Source organism: Rahnella sp. BIGb0603 (assembly GCF_024808755.1).
GTDB lineage: Bacteria > Pseudomonadota > Gammaproteobacteria > Enterobacterales > Enterobacteriaceae > Rahnella > Rahnella contaminans.
On the sequence record NZ_JANUEX010000003.1, the window covers coordinates 303,235 to 318,213 of the forward strand.

Consider the following 14,979-nt stretch of genomic DNA (forward strand, 5'->3'; position numbering starts at 1 on the left):
CCTTTTTTCAGAAACTACGTTATCCAGAGCTAACGCTATGCAGAGTGCAACCATGAGCACGACAAAACACAAAGGATTGCTGGAACTGACGCGCACACTGCTGCTGCAACAGACCATGACCTCGCTGCTGGAAACTCTGACCCAGGTGGTACAGAGTGCCGGCATTGCAGAATCGGTGACGCTGGTGTTGTTTGACAGCACCAGCGAACGCGTCAGTTTTTACGGCATCGATCCGCATCATCAGCCGGTGAGTTACGAAGACGAAACCCTGCTCGCCACCGGGCCGGTGCATGCGCTGCTCAGCAATCCGAAAACGCAGGTCTGGCGCAGCGATGCGCTGCATTTGCGTTACCCGCAACTGGCCGCGCTCAACCTGTATCCGGCGTTTACCGATTACTGTCTGGTTCCGTTGTTGGCGGCTTCCGGCCTGCTGGGCGGTTGTGAATTTACCCGTCAGCACGCGGCAACGTTCAGCGAAGAAGATAAAAACGGGCTGCACGAACTCTGTATGCTGGCGGCGATTGCGGTTGAACAGATTAAACTGCGCGAAAACGCGCTGCTTCAGCAATCGTTGTTGCGCCACGAACGTGACGATTTCCGCATTCTGGTGGACATCACCAATGCGGTGCTTTCCAAGCTGGATCTCGACGAACTGACTGGCGAAATCGCTAAAACCATTCATCACTTTTTCCACATCAACGCCATCAGCATCGTGCTGTGCGACGCCGACAAAGACAGCGAACAGGCCAGCGTTTACGCCACGCATTATATACAAACGCATGTTGCCGAACGCGAACAATCGCGCATGACGCTGGCGGGATCGCTGGAACAGCAGGTGATGAAAAACGGCGAAATGTTGCTGACCAACGCGCGGCCTTCCGAAGAACCGGACGACGACGAGAGTACGCTGTTCCAGTTGTTGTGGCGCGATCAGACCAAAACGCTGTGCATTCTGCCGCTGCGTTTCGGGCATAAAACGCTGGGCGTTCTCAAACTGGCGCAGTGCCAGCCGGATAATTTCAATTCTGCCAACCTGCGGGTTTTGCAGCAAATCGCCGAGCGAATTGCCATTGCGGTGGACAACGCGCTGGCCTATCAGGAAATCAAAAGCCTGAAGGAAAAACTGCAACACGAAAACCTCTATCTGACCGAGCAGATTAACAGCAATAACCCGGATTTCAGCGACATCGTCGGACGCAGTCCGGGCATGTCTGCTGTGCTTAAACAGGTAGAGATCGTGGCGAAAAGCGACTGTTCCGTGCTAATCCTCGGGGAAACAGGCACCGGCAAAGAACTGATCGCCAGAGCGATTCATAACCTCGGCGATCGCCGTGATCAGCGGATGGTCAAAATGAATTGCGCGGCAATGCCCGCCGGGCTGATGGAAAGTGACCTGTTTGGTCATGAAAAAGGCTCGTTCACCGGCGCGACCGCCCAGCGTATGGGGCGTTTTGAACTGGCGGATCAGGGCACGCTCTTCCTCGATGAAGTCGGGGAAATCCCGCTGGAGCTGCAACCTAAACTGCTGCGTATTTTGCAGGAACGTGAATTCGAAAGGGTAGGCGGCAACAAGCTGATCTCAGTGAACGTGCGCATGATCGCCGCGACCAACCGTGACCTGCGGCAAATGGTGGCCGACAAAGAATTCCGCAGTGACTTGTATTACCGGCTGAACGTCTTCCCGATTGTGATCCCACCGCTGCGCGAACGACCGGAAGATATTCCACAACTGGTGAAATTTCTGACCTACAAAATCGCCAAGCGAATGAAACGCACCATCGACAGCATTCCGGCGGAAACGCTGCGTCTGCTGAGCCGCATGCCGTGGCCGGGGAATGTCCGTGAGCTGGAAAACGTCATCGAACGGGCGGTGCTTCTGACACGCGGAACGGTATTGGATCTGCAACTTCCCGAGCTGAATTACCCGTTGCCGGTGGCACCGGTTGCCGCACCGGCATTCTCTGAACCTGCGCCGCCGGTGAACGCAGACGACGAGCGCGAGCGTATTATCGCAGTATTGAAAGAAACCAACGGTGTGGTCGCCGGGCCGCATGGTGCCGCGCAGCGTCTGGGATTAAAACGCACCACCTTGCTGTCGCGCATGAAAAAATTAGGCATTGCAGCGCACTGACCCTCTTTGAACGGCATAAATAACAAAGCCCTGAGACAGATTCAGGGCTTTTTTATTTCTGCAAAAAACCTCAGTCACTTATTTATCTGTTACGCGAAAGACGTCACCGTGGCTGAACGACCAGTCTTCCGGCTGGGTGAAATTCACCACTACCATGATATCCGCCGGATCGATGGCGATCTCCGTGTGCAATCTTTCATTCAAATAACGATACAGCGCGGCTTTCTGTTCGATATTTCGGGGCTTCCCGGCTGTGATGTGGAACAGCAGAAAATCGTCTGAACGACGGCTGTCCGGGCCTGCCAGATACGTCGGGTTGATTATCCGCTGGCCGTGGCTTGCCGGTTCAAACAGCTGGAAACAGTCGTCTTTGGGAACGGAAAACGTAGTGACCAGCGCGTCCTGCAAAACAGTAGAAATCATGTTTTTCCAGCCTTCAAGGCGGTGTTCAGGAATTGAAATTCGGGTAAACGGCATGATGATTTTCCTCTGTTATTGCGGGTCGAGCGCTGCGAAACGGGTCAGTGCGGAAGCGGCGGCGGGCCATCCGGCATAAAACGCCAGATGCGTGATCACTTCGCTCAGTTCGCTGTGCGTCACTCCATTTTTAACCGCCAGATCCAGATGAAACGGCAGCTGTTCGCTGCGGTTCAGCGCAATCAGTGCGGCGACGGTAATCAGGCTGCGGTCGCGTGCAGGCAGCTCGCTTCGTTGCCACAGGTCACCAAATAAAACCTGTTCAGTCACCTGCGCGAGTTTTGGCGTCAGGCGCGTCATAGCTTCAGGCGGCAGCAGAGGGGAGGGGGTCTTGATGCTCATGTCAGGTTCCTTTTCGCGGGTGTGAAAATGAGCATAAGGCGTTATGATTATCCTTAATATCGAAAATATCAGCAGTATTAATCCATAAAAACGGGATGATTAAACGTGGCTAAACGACCGGTAACTTTTGATGCAGAAGCGCTGCGCAGTTTTGTCACCGGCATCGAACTGGGAAGTTTTGTGCTGGCGGCTGATCGCCTCGGGCGCTCGACGTCGGCGGTCAGCGCACAGCTGAAAAAGCTGGAACAGCAGGCAGGTACGGAGCTGGTACAAAAAGCCGGAAGGCATCTGATTCTGACTGCGCAGGGCGAAGTGATGCTCAGTTATGCGCGACGGATTTTGAGTCTCAACGATGAAGCCAGCGCGGCGTTATCAACCAGCACGCTGAGTGGCAGCATTAATCTCGGTATGCAGGAAGATTTCGGCGAGGCGCTGTTACCGGCCATTCTCGGCACGTTTACCCGTGCACATCCGCAGGTGCAGTTATCCGCCAGCATCACGCGCAATCAGCAATTGCTCGACGGGATCCGGCATAACGAATTCGATCTGGCGGTGTGCTGGCAGGCGGATGATATTCCGCTTTTCCCGACCAGCCGGGCGCTGGGCCGCATTCCGCTGCGCTGGATTGGGCCGCAGAATTTCTCACTGGCGCATTATCTGGAAACCGGCGAACCGCTGCCTTTAATGGTTTTTGAAGCGCCGTGTCTGATGCGAAGTGCCGCAACGGCGGCGCTGGATAAAGCGGGGATCCCGTGGCGGATTGCTTTCACCAGCCGCAGCCTGGGCGGGATTTGGGCGGCGCTGTCCGCCGGTTTGGGGATTACTTTACGGACGGACTTTGGCAGACCGGCAGCCCTGAAGGTTCTGGAGGATTTACCCGCGCCGGGCGAAATCGGTATTACTCTTCATCAGAGCCAGATGCAGCCGGGCGAACCGGCGACGTATCTGACTGATGCCATCACCGGTTTTTTCGCCACCGGGCAGTAACGGGTTTTACTTTCTGGCGGGCTGGCTGCGGTAGTGTTCAAGTCGTTCGCGAAAGTATGCACGCAGATGCTCCGGCTGTTCCATCTCAACGGCTTCCGCGTTGACGGGAAGGTTATTGCGCTCGCGTACGGCGACGGTTCCGGCTGCCAGCCCGGCGCTCACTTTTTCCATTTCTTCCTGGGTAAGACCTGCGAGATTATTATTCATAGCGTCTCCTTTTGACTGAACGCAGTTTAGCACTGTCGGCGGGCAAAAGGCGGTGGTGCGCGTCGTATTGAAATCCAATTTCACAATTAGTTTACAAAATAGTCAAAATCAGACCATTATTTAGGCTTCGAATTTCTGAAACGGAGCCTGACGATGACGCGAATGACAGCCAAAGATTTTCCGCCAGAACTGCTCGAATACTTTGATTTTTATGTTCATGGCAAAATGACAAAACGCGAGTTTCTCGATCTCTCGGCAAAATTTGTGGCGGGTGGCCTGTCGCTGGCGGCGCTCTCCACGCTGATGACGCCCAACTATGCCTACGCTGAACAGGTGCAATTTACCGACCCCGATATTGTGGCGGAATACATTCAGTATCCGTCGCCGCAAGGGCACGGTAGCGTAAAAGCCTATCTTGTGCGTCCGGCCAAAGCCACGGGAAAAGTCCCGGGCGTGGTCGTGGTGCATGAAAACCGGGGCCTTAATCCGTATATCGAAGACGTCGCGCGCCGCGTGGCGAAAGCCGGATTTGTGGCGCTGGCACCGGACGGCCTGAGTTCTGTCGGCGGTTATCCGGGGAACGATGAGAAAGGCCGCGAGCTTCAGCAGAAAGTGGATCCGGCCAGGCTGATGAATGACTTTTTTGCCGCCGTGGAGTTTCTGATGCACCACGAAACGGGAACCGGAAAAGTGGGCATTACCGGTTTCTGTTATGGCGGCGGCGTGGCGAATGCGGCTGCGGTGGCATACCCGGAACTGGCGGCGGCGGTGCCATTTTACGGACGTCAGCCAAAAGCCGAAGACGTGCCGCGCATCAAAGCACCGTTATTGCTGCACTACGCCGAACTGGATAAGCCGATTACCGACGGCTGGCCCGCTTATGAGGCTGCGCTCAAGGCGAATGATAAAGTGTATCAAGGGTATGTATATCCCGGCGTAAACCACGGATTCCACAACGATTCGACGCCGCGCTATGATAAAGCGGCAGCCGATCTGGCGTGGGATCGCACCATCGCCTGGTTTAAAAAGTACCTCGACCCGCAAACTGAAACGGCATAAATGAAAAGAGCAGGATCGAATCCTGCTCTTTTTGCATTCTGACTCAATCCGGTATGGATCAGGATTTCAGTTTGTCATCAAAATCTGACGCGTCATGGCGTTCTGCCAGTTGCTGATCCGGCTCGCCCCAGGTGCGGTTAACAATACGGCCGCGTTTGACCGCCGGACGATCCGCCACTTCCGCCGCCCAGCGCTGGAAGTTTTTGTAGGACTGGATATCCAGGAACTCGGCGGAATCGTACAGACCGCCCTGCGCGAGGCTGCCGTACCAGGTGAAAATGGCGATATCGGCAATCGTGTATTCTTCACCGGCAATAAAGCGGTGACCGGCTAACTGTCTGTCCAGTACGTCGAGCTGACGCTTGGCTTCCATCGTGAAACGGTTGATTGCGTATTCGATTTTGACCGGCGCGTAGTGATAAAAGTGCCCGAAACCGCCGCCAAGATACGGCGCTGAGCCTTGCAGCCAGAACAGCCAGTTCAGGGTTTCAGTGCGTCCCGCGAGGTCTTTCGGCAGGAATTGACCGAATTTTTCCGCCAGATACAGCAGGATGTTGCCGGATTCAAACACGCGGATTGGCGGTTTGGCCGAGTTGTCCAGCAGTGCAGGGATCTTCGAATTCGGGTTCACATCAACAAAGCCGCTGGAGAACTGATCGCCTTCGTTAATGCGGATCAAATGTGCGTCGTACTCTGCACCGCTTTCGCCCAGCGCCAGCAACTCTTCCAGAAGGATCGTCACTTTCTGGCCGTTCGGTGTACCCAGAGAATAAAGTTGCAACGGATGTTTGCCGACCGGCAAGGTTTTCTCGTGAGTCGGGCCTGCGATCGGGCGGTTGATGTTTGAGAACTTGCTGACTTCGTCTTTATTCCAGGTCCAGACTTTTGGTGGCTGATACTGTTCTGACATGACATTCTCCGCAGCGTTTTTTTGAGGTTAAGACTCAAAAGTTTAGCAGGAGATAATCAACGATGACGCTGAGAATGTGCCCTGACGAAATCAGGGCACGAAGAGGATTAATCCTGCATTAAGGCACTGCGTCCGCCATCCATAACGATGGTGGTGCCGGCAATAAAACCGGCGACCGGACTGGCCAGATACAGACAAAGTTCGCCCACTTCTTCTGATGTGCCGATGCGTCCGACCGGGTGTTTACGGATGGTGTCCTGACGCGACTTTTCGCCGTCTTCGTGCGAGTCAAACCACACCTGGTTTCCGGCGGTATCGATAAAACCGGGGGCAATGCCGACGGTTCGGATGGCCGGGCCCCATTCGATGGTCAGGCTTTGTACCAGCGAGAGCAGGGCGCGTTTGGTGATGTTGTACGGTGCGCAGCCCGGCATAGTGGAAAAGGCGTGGTTGGAGGTCATCACCAGAATGACGCCTTTGGATTTTTCCAGCATCTCACGGCAGCATTTGGCAATGTACCAGTGCGAGCGCAGGTTCAGATCGAGGTTGTGATGCCAGTCTTCCAGTTCGCAATCAATGCCTTTGAATACGTTTTTGCCGGCATTGGATACCAGTACGTCAAGGCGTCCAAAGCGGGATTCGACGTCACTGATAAACCCGGCGATGCTTTCGGTTTGGGTGATATCCACAGAAAAATAGAAGAATTTGTCGGGATATTGTGCCAGCAGTTCCTGCGCGTGAGGTGCATTTTCCGGGGATGAAAACGCACAACCGATCACAATATCGCCATGGTTCAAAAATGTCTGCGCGATAGCGTGGCCGATGCCCTGGCTGGCGCCGGTAACAATAACGACACGGGGAGAGTGGTCAGAAGTAGTCATAATTTATCCCTGAATTAAAGCGCGAAAGTGGTGATGAACGTGTCGATCATCTGATGGTCTTCGGCGGTCAGCGTCCAGCCCGGATGGCGGCAGTAATCTGTCGCGATGATCCCGCGTTTGTGCAAAATGGTTTTCTCCACCTGAATAATATATTCACAATGGGTCATCCAGCGGCGGATCCACGGCAACAGCTTCCCGTGCAGTTCCTGTGCTTCATGCTGTTTTTCCGCCTGCCAGAGCCGGTAAATCTGCACATAAATTTCACTGAAAGAGCATCCCGGCATGACGCCTTTTCCGCCCGCTGCCAGCATTTCCAGCATATACAGACCGGCGTAGCCGTTGAGAACACTGGCCTGTGGCGCACGTTTTAGAAATTCACGGGTGTAATCCACCGGCGGATTGCATTCGATTTTAAAGACCGCATGCGGATAACGGGCCGCCACCTCGCTCAGTTGTTCAGGCGTGATGGCCAGACCCGTTTCCCCCGGCGCGTATTGCACCATCACCGGAATATCGACGGCTTCCAGCACCGAGAAAATGTGGTGCGAAATCGCGTCGGCGTCGGGTTGCAAAAAGAACGGCGGCAGCAGCATCAGGGCATCAGCGCCACGCTTCTGATAATCCCGCGCGCGTTTCACCGCCACTTCGGTGCTGTGGTCGGTCACAGACATCGCGCGAAAAATGCCGCTGCCTTTCAGGTCTGAGAGAAAACAATCGGCCAGCAACAGCCGCTCGCTGTCGTCGAGTTTTGGGAATTCGCTGGCGATGCCAAATAGCGTCAGTCCCTGAATGCCGGTAGCCGCCAGGTGTTCCAGCAAGCGGCTGAAACTGGTGTAATCCGGCTCGCCCTGTGCCGTGAAGGGCAGGGCGGCAATCGGGTTAACGCCGCAAATATCAGAAGATGTGTACATGATTACTCCTCGTCGCGGTCAGCTAACACCGCACCTTGCGCCGCGGGCAGCGCCCAGCGGCGGTATAAACGCAGGAATCCCCGTGGCACCTGTTTTTCGACCGGTACCCAATGCTTACGGCGTTCGGCCAGAATGTCCGCGCTGACGTTGAGCGTCAGTTCGCGGGTGGGAATATTGATGGTGATGATGTCGCCGTTTTCGACCAGCGCCAGATCGCCGCCGTCGCTGGCTTCTGGCGAAATATGCCCGACGAATAAGCCGCGGTTGGAACCGGAAAAACGTCCGTCAGTGATCAGCGCGCAGCTGTCAGACAACCCCATACCTTCCAGACATTTCATCGGCTTGTACATTTCCGGCATGCCCGGTCCGCCTTTCGGCCCTTCATAACGCAGCACCAGCGTGCTGCCCGGTGCAATTTCGCCGGAAAGAATGGCATCTACGGATTCCTGTTCGCTGTTAAATACCACCGCCGGACCGCTGAAAATCATCAGGTTTTCCGGTACGGCAGCCGGTTTCACCACACAACCAAGCGGCGAAATATTGCCATGCAAAACGGCCACTCCCGCTTCGTTACGCACGGGAATAGCCAGCGTGTGGATCACTTCCGGGCGACGGGTTTTTGGTGCTTTTGCCAGCCATTCGGCTTTGGTTTTGCCGCTGACCGTCAGGGCGCTGAGATCCATCAGCGAACTGATTTCTTTTTCTACCGCAGGCACGCCACCGGCTTCCCAAAAATCAATCATGTCGTATTCAGAAGCCGGATAGAGGGCGGCCACCAGAGGGACATGATGGCTGAGTTTGTCGAACTCCAGCAGCGGCAGATGGCCATATTCCGCTTCGTAGTGAATGGCCTGTAAATGCAGAATGGCGTTGGTGGAACCCCCGGTCGCCAGCAGATAAATCATGGCGTTACGGATGGATTCCGGTGTGATTATCTGGCGCGCGTTCACTCCGCGTATCACCAGATCTACAGCCTTCTGACCGGTGGCATAAGCACATTCGCGGCGTTCTTTCGAAATGGCCGGTAACGTACTGCTGCCCGGTAAACTCATGCCCAGCACTTCGGCAATACAGCACATGGTGTTGGCCGTACCGTACATGGTACAGGAGCCCGGACCCGGCTCGGCGATGTCTTCGATGTGACGGAATTCCGCTTCATCAATTTCACCGCGTCGTTTCCAGCCAATGGCTTCCGTCACGATGTTGCCGTCCCAGTCTTTGCCTTTATAGTGCGCCGGATACATCGGGCCGCCATTGACCATAATGGCCGGAATATCCAGACGCGCCGCCGCCATCAGCATGGCCGGGACAATTTTGTCGCAGGAGCCGAGCAGCACCATACCGTCGAAACGGTGGGCGCGCATCATGACCTCAATAGAACTGGTGATCACTTCGCGGGCAGCCAGGATATAGCGCATCCCCAGATGGCCTTCGGCGATGCCGTCGCACGGCGCGATAGTGCCGAATACCATGCCGACGCCACCGGCTTCGTCGATTCCTTTCAGGACTTCCGCGGTCAGTTCATTAAGATTGACATGACCTGCGGTGGCGTTGGTGTAACTGTTCACGACGGCTATCACCGGACGGCGCAACTGTTCGTCGGTATGCCCCATGGATTTGTACAGCGCACGTTTCAGCGCGCCGTCATCTCCGCTCAGTACCGGATTGAAGTGCCCGTCACCGCCTCCACATCCGTTACCACATCCGTTGCCACATCCACTCATAAGCTGCCTCGTTTTAATGATGGTTCTGCGTCGCGTTCCGCCGTTTTTTCAGGGCTGCGACGAGGGTTAACCAGTCTTGCTGGTAATAAAAATATCAGGGGGGCGCACAGCAGCAGGAACGCGGCCAGGATATACAGGCCGGTATTGGTGCTGCCGGTGTTGTCTTTCAGCCAGCCAAGAACGGTCGGGCCAAAGAATCCGGCCAGATTGCCGACCGAGTTGACCAGCGCTATCCCGGCCGCAGCGGCCGTCCCCGACAGCAACGTTCCGGGCAGGCTGATATAAGTCGGGATCAGGGCCAGCGTTCCGGACATCGCCAGGCAAATCCAGGTCATCATCCACACCGTGGAGCCGCTGCACCAGGCGCTCAGGCTCAGACCCACCGCACCGATAATGGCCGGGATGGCGATGTGCCAGCGGCGTTCGCAGCGTAAATCGGAATGTCGGCTGTTCCACACCATAAACAGTGCGCCGAAAACATAGGGCAGGGCAGCCAGCAGGCCGATGTGAAAATCATCGGTGACGCCGGAAGTTTTGATAATCGACGGCAGCCAGAAATTAATGCCGTAATAACCGATGTTGAAGCTGAAGAAGATCAGCGCCAGCAGCCAGACATAGCCGTTCTTAAACATCAGTTTCAGGCTTTGCGGCGGCTTACCGGCATTGGCGTCCAGACTGCGCTGACGGTCGGTTTCCAGATCGGCTGCCACAATCTTTTTTTCTTCGTCTGTCAGCCAGCGGGCTGATTTAACGTCATTATCGAGAAATTTCAGGACTACAAACGCCAGCAGGAAAGAGGGAATGGCTTCGACCAGAAACAGCCATTGCCAGTTGTGCAGGCCATCGACGCCTTCAAAAGCTTTGAGGATATAGCCGGACAGCGGGCTGCCCACAATGGTGGAAAGCGGGGTGACCAGAATGAATAACCCCAGCGTGCGCGCCGAACGCCATGACGGGAACCACAGTGTCAGATAGAACACGATGCCGGGGAAAAAACCGGCTTCGGCCACGCCGAGCAGAAAACGCAGCACGTAAAACTGAGTGGGTGTTTTTACGAAGATCATCGCTGCGGATAAGACGGCCCAGCTGATCATGATGCGCGCAATCCAGAAACGCGGGCCGAAACGCTGCATCATCAGGTTGCTCGGCAGTTCAAACAGGAAATAGCCGATGAAGAAGATCCCGGCACCGAGGCCGTAAACCGTATCGCTGAAATTCAGCGCATCCTGCATGTGCAGTTTGGCAAACCCGATGTTGACACGATCCAGATAAGCAAAGAAATAACACAGGATCAAAAAGGGGATCAGGCGTCGGGTAATCTTGCTATAGACCGCACTGACCTTACTCTCAGATTTTAAAGATGCCATTTTTCTGACCTCTTAATATCCCCTCCGGGTGGAGGGGAAGGGTTAATCAGCGTGAGCTGCCGATGCTTCTCAGCGGCAGACCGGCCATCAGGTTTTTCTCGATGTTTTCAAGCGAGATGTTTTTAGTTTCAGGTACAAAAATCAGGGTCAGGACGATGCAGACGACGTTAAGTGCGGCGTATAGCCAGAACGTGCCCGCGCTGCCGACGGTGTCGATGAGCGTCAGGAATGTCGCGCCGATGATCATGTTGGCAATCCAGTTCGCCATCGTGGAGCAGGTGACGCCAAAATCGCGGCCTGCCAGTGGCTGGATTTCAGAGCACAACACCCAGATCAGCGGCCCGGCGCTCATGGCAAATCCGACGATGAAAATCAGCAGCAGCGTGACGGCCACGTATTGTTGGGTCAGGCTGGTGATGCCGGTGAAGAACATCCAGCCCATCAGCGCCATACAAATTGCCATTACGCTGAAACCCAGTTTAAGAATCGGTTTACGTCCCCAGCGATCGACCAGACCGATGGCGATAAAGGTCGCCAGCACGTTGGTTAATCCGGCAATCACCGTTCCCCACATTTGTTGCTGCGTGGAAGCGAAACCGGCAATTGCGAAGATTTTCGGGGCGTAATACATGATGACGGTCATGCCGGTGAACTGCTGCATGAACTGCAACAGCACGCCGAGACAGGTGGTGCGGCGAAAATTGCTGTTAGCGCGGAATAAGTGCCAGCCGCGTTGTTTCATCTGCACGCTCTGGCGGATGGCTTCCAGTTCGATGTGCGCTTCGGATTTTGTTGAGCGCAGCAACAGCAACACTTTTTCCGCCAGCTCACTTTTGTTTTTCATCATCAGCCAGCGCGGGCTTTCGGGCAGCGTTAAAACACCGGCAAACAGAATCAGTGCGGGGAACGTAATAATGCCCAGCATCCAGCGCCAGTTGCCGCTGTTACTGAACGCAGTATCAGACAGAAATGCCGCCAGGATCCCGATGGTGATCATCAGCTGATACAGGGAAATCATGCTGCCACGGATGTGTTCGGGCGCGATTTCGGAGAGATAAAGCGGTGCCACAAATGAGGCCACGCCGACCGCTGCGCCCAGCAGGAAACGCGAGACGATAAGGATCTGCAAATCAGGCGCAAAGGCACAGCCGATTGAGCCAGCAACAAAAAGTGCTGCGCCAATCAGAAGCGTTTTTTTACGTCCGATGCGAGAGCACAGTGGCCCGCTGCATAGCGCACCGAGCGCCGCGCCGAGCATCATCACGCTGACCACCATTTCCTGCTGATGGCTGCTCAGGCCGAATTCCTGCGCCAGAAACGGTAACGCGCCCGCAATCACGCCCATATCCAGCCCGAACAGCAGGCCCGCCAGCGCGGCCAATAAACAGACCAGCAGGGTCTGCCGGTTGGTGTGCGGCACCGCCCGGGGAATGATATTCGTCGTCATAAGTCACCTTTGAGATTATTTTGATTTTATGGGGTTTTACAGGGTGAACAGGGAGGCCCGCTGTCCTGTGTAGGGCGTTTCGTAGCGCAGCAAAGCGCCGTCCGTGGCGGACGGCATTCTGAGCCCGTCGCGCGCCGAAGTGATGTACAAATCCTGAAAATTCCTGCCGCCGAAAGCGCAGCTCGATGGCTGCATGACGGGCAAAGGCAACGTCGTGAGAAATTGCGGGGCATAATCATTAAGCTGATAAGCCGCCAGACAAGCCCCGCCCCAGCGGGCATTAAGCAACAGGCCTGTATTGGTTACGGCAGAACCGTCGGCAAAAACATCGTCCGGCAGCGGCCAGGTGCGCAGCGTCGGATGTGTGATAAGGCTGGCCGGGCTTTGGTAAAAGCAGTGCGCAAAAGTATCGATAAACCAGGCGTGGCCGCCGTGCCATACCAGCGTGTTAGGCACATGCTGATCGCCGAGCATTTTCACCGGCTGCGCGTCGCCAGTGGCGAAGCGATACCAGCTGCCGAGTGCGTTTCTGGCGGTGGTGTCCATTGTGCTGAACCACACGGAACCGTCCGGCGCGACGGCCGCTTCGTTCGGGCGCGTGGCGGCGGTTTCCGGCCAGCCGCACAGCGGATAACGGGTCATGCTGTGATAGTCATACAGCAGGATGCCTTCGCCGGTGACGAGCAAAAAATGCTCCGGTCGGTCGGTCAGTAATACCGCGCTGCACACAGAAGGTAAGGTGTGGATTTCAAAACGATCGTCCTGCTCCGGCCAGTAACGCAGTAACCGCCGCTGCACAATATCGACCCAAATCAGCGACTGTGAGCTGAAACACCAGACCGGCGTCTCGCCCAGCTCGGCACGGTAATCACCGATAACTGATAAATTTTTCAGCGCAGAGCTTTTCGGCAGAGGGTTTTTCATTTTTGCGCTGCCAGCTGCCATGTCGCCTGATACGCCAGCGCCCGTTCGCGAAGGGCAGACAGTGTAATGCCCGGCTGATACAGCCCACCGCCCAGACCAAATCCGTTTGCGCCCGCTTGCAGATAGGCGCGCATTTGCCCGGCATCGGCATTCACGCCGCCAACCGGCAGGCAAACCACTTCCGCCGGTAAAACCGCACGCATTGCCCTGGTGACGGCAGGTGTAATTAACTCGGCAGGGAAAAATTTCAGCGCGCTGGCACCCGACCGCAGCGCCGTAAAAGCTTCACCCGGCGTGGCGATGCCCGGCAAACTCAGCAGCCCGAGTTCAAGAGTGGCGCGGATCACCGACGGCTCCATGTTCGGGGAGATAATCAGCTGTCCGCCAGCCTCTGCGACCTGATGCACCTGATGTTCTGTCAGCACGGTTCCTGCGCCGACATAACCTTTGTCGCCGACACTGTTCGCCATGATGGTGATGGATTCCAGCGGACGCGGGCTGTTGAGCGGCACTTCCAGATAGGTAAAGCCGCATTCGAGCAGCGTTTGCGCCACGCCCTGCGCTTCCTCCGGCGTGATGCCGCGCAAAATAGCAATCAGCGGCAACGTGCATTCCTGCCAGCGGCGGGAAAAATTCAGGTAATTCATGACGACTCTCCGTGAAGACACTGATAAATCTGCGTCATGCCCTGAATGAAGCACGCATTGCCGTCGGCAGAAGTGAGGGTGATCCCGAGCTGTTTTGCGGCGCGGGTATAGCGTTCCGTTAAGGCGGGCGAACCGACGATCCACGCTTCTTTGCCCGCAACGGCATATAATTCCGCGCCAATCAGTAAACCGGAAAGATAGCTGGCGACCTGCGCGGGAGTGAGTTCGCCGTTCAGCCGCAAAGTGCGGGCTGAAAACAGCGCATTGCTCAGGTGTGGCGCGTGCAGTGCGTTGGTGACGCCAAGAGCAAAAGCCCGGGGATCTTCTGGCGATTCCGGTACATCACGCCCCAGCAATGAATGGCTGAGCATTACCGAATAAATCTCACCGGTCATGAATGTGCTGAACCGCAGGATCTCACCGTTATGCAGTTCGGCGTGTTTGCTGTGCGTGCCGGGCAGGATCACGTACTGGCTGTTTTGCGGATCGGGATGCAGCGCCGCCAGCCCGAGCAGCTGAATTTCTTCGCCGCGCATGACGTCCGGTAAACCGAATTCATTCTTCCCGCTGACACCCGCGACAATCTGGCACGGGCTTCCCCACGGTGTTTTCAGCGAGGCGGTACATTGCGCCAGCTGCCGCGAACTGGCGGGCAGCGCGATATACGGCACTTCCTGCCAGCCCTGCTGCGAGCCCACCATGCCCGCCATCAGCAGAGGCAGTTGTGGATGCAGCGCCAGCCAGCGGGCGATCAGCGGTTTAAGCGCAGCGGCAAACTGGCGGTCGGGCACATGCAGCAAGCCGCACTGCGCGCTGACAGTGTCGAGGCATTGATGTTCTTTCATCAGGAACGCCCGAAAATTCGAGGTTCCCCAGTCGATGGCAATCCAGTAATTTTTCATTCTTGAGTTACAACCAGTAAGATCTTGTATGACAAGAATGATGAGGAAAAAATAACCTTATAA

The 14,979-nt window shown here is 55.8% G+C and carries 15 protein-coding genes; 3 read left to right on the forward strand and 12 right to left on the reverse strand.

Translation table 11 applies throughout. From position 1 onward, the window contains the following. Positions 1–52: 52 nt before the first annotated feature. Positions 53–2,131 (forward strand): formate hydrogenlyase transcriptional activator FlhA, encoded by a 2,079-nt coding sequence (gene flhA, locus M2403_RS09785; protein WP_405047817.1) that lies wholly within the window; start codon positions 53–55, stop codon positions 2,129–2,131. Positions 2,132–2,209: 78 nt separating this feature from the next. Here the strand turns inward: flhA and M2403_RS09790 are convergent, their stop codons facing one another. Together M2403_RS09790 and M2403_RS09795 are read right to left on the reverse strand one after the other, a co-directional pair. After that, positions 2,210–2,608, reverse strand: a complete 399-nt coding sequence (locus M2403_RS09790) for a tautomerase family protein (RefSeq protein ID WP_152324459.1) — start codon at positions 2,606–2,608, stop codon at positions 2,210–2,212. A 15-nt stretch (positions 2,609–2,623) separates the two neighbouring features. Further along, entirely contained in the window at positions 2,624–2,950 is a 327-nt protein-coding gene (locus tag M2403_RS09795; RefSeq protein ID WP_217153902.1) for a carboxymuconolactone decarboxylase family protein, read from the reverse strand. 105 nt (positions 2,951–3,055) lie between these two features. Here M2403_RS09795 and M2403_RS09800 point away from each other — a divergent pair, with 105 nt between their 5' ends. Next, positions 3,056–3,937 carry a LysR substrate-binding domain-containing protein gene (locus tag M2403_RS09800; RefSeq protein ID WP_152324458.1) on the forward strand — a complete coding sequence of 294 codons (882 nt, stop codon included), beginning with the start codon at positions 3,056–3,058 and terminating at the stop codon, positions 3,935–3,937. Between the two features lie 6 nt (positions 3,938–3,943). Here M2403_RS09800 and M2403_RS09805 read toward each other — a convergent pair whose 3' ends face one another. Beyond that, on the reverse strand, positions 3,944–4,144 hold the full coding sequence (locus tag M2403_RS09805) for a DNA polymerase III subunit theta (protein ID WP_152324457.1): 201 nt from the start codon (positions 4,142–4,144) through the stop codon (positions 3,944–3,946). 153 nt (positions 4,145–4,297) lie between these two features. Between M2403_RS09805 and yghX the strand changes: the two genes are divergently transcribed. After that, positions 4,298–5,203, forward strand: coding sequence for a YghX family hydrolase (gene yghX, locus M2403_RS09810; RefSeq protein ID WP_152324456.1), 906 nt, complete (start codon positions 4,298–4,300; stop codon positions 5,201–5,203). Between the two features lie 58 nt (positions 5,204–5,261). On the opposite strand, the gene yghU is transcribed toward yghX, so the two are convergent. The 9 genes from yghU to M2403_RS09855 form a co-directional block, all read right to left on the reverse strand. Next, positions 5,262–6,113 (reverse strand): glutathione-dependent disulfide-bond oxidoreductase, encoded by an 852-nt coding sequence (gene yghU / locus M2403_RS09815; RefSeq protein WP_208950868.1) that lies wholly within the window; start codon positions 6,111–6,113, stop codon positions 5,262–5,264. A 107-nt stretch (positions 6,114–6,220) separates the two neighbouring features. After that, a complete protein-coding gene (locus M2403_RS09820) occupies positions 6,221–6,994 on the reverse strand; it encodes an SDR family NAD(P)-dependent oxidoreductase (protein ID WP_217153901.1) in 774 nt (257 codons plus the stop codon). Between the two features lie 14 nt (positions 6,995–7,008). Further along, positions 7,009–7,905: a dihydrodipicolinate synthase family protein gene (locus M2403_RS09825; protein WP_259229018.1), complete on the reverse strand. Its 897-nt coding sequence runs from the start codon at positions 7,903–7,905 to the stop codon at positions 7,009–7,011. A gap of 2 nt (positions 7,906–7,907) precedes the next feature. Next, complete coding sequence (gene ilvD, locus M2403_RS09830) at positions 7,908–9,629, reverse strand: dihydroxy-acid dehydratase (protein ID WP_259229019.1); 1,722 nt, start codon at positions 9,627–9,629, stop codon at positions 7,908–7,910. Then, a complete protein-coding gene (locus tag M2403_RS09835) occupies positions 9,626–10,996 on the reverse strand; it encodes an MFS transporter (RefSeq protein WP_152324451.1) in 1,371 nt (456 codons plus the stop codon). The genes ilvD and M2403_RS09835 overlap by 4 nt, the downstream gene beginning before the upstream one ends. A gap of 46 nt (positions 10,997–11,042) precedes the next feature. After that, positions 11,043–12,443, reverse strand: a complete 1,401-nt coding sequence (locus tag M2403_RS09840; RefSeq protein WP_259229020.1) for a sugar porter family MFS transporter — start codon at positions 12,441–12,443, stop codon at positions 11,043–11,045. 36 nt (positions 12,444–12,479) lie between these two features. Continuing rightward, positions 12,480–13,367, reverse strand: coding sequence for an SMP-30/gluconolactonase/LRE family protein (locus M2403_RS09845; RefSeq protein WP_259229021.1), 888 nt, complete (start codon positions 13,365–13,367; stop codon positions 12,480–12,482). Beyond that, positions 13,364–14,014 (reverse strand): 2-dehydro-3-deoxy-6-phosphogalactonate aldolase, encoded by a 651-nt coding sequence (locus tag M2403_RS09850; RefSeq protein WP_259229022.1) that lies wholly within the window; start codon positions 14,012–14,014, stop codon positions 13,364–13,366. Before M2403_RS09850 ends, M2403_RS09845 begins: the two co-directional genes overlap by 4 nt. Next, the gene (locus M2403_RS09855; RefSeq protein WP_165058361.1) at positions 14,011–14,916 is read right to left on the reverse strand and encodes a 2-dehydro-3-deoxygalactonokinase; all 906 of its coding nucleotides are present in this window, start codon (positions 14,914–14,916) and stop codon (positions 14,011–14,013) included. Before M2403_RS09855 ends, M2403_RS09850 begins: the two co-directional genes overlap by 4 nt. Positions 14,917–14,979 lie beyond the last annotated feature (63 nt).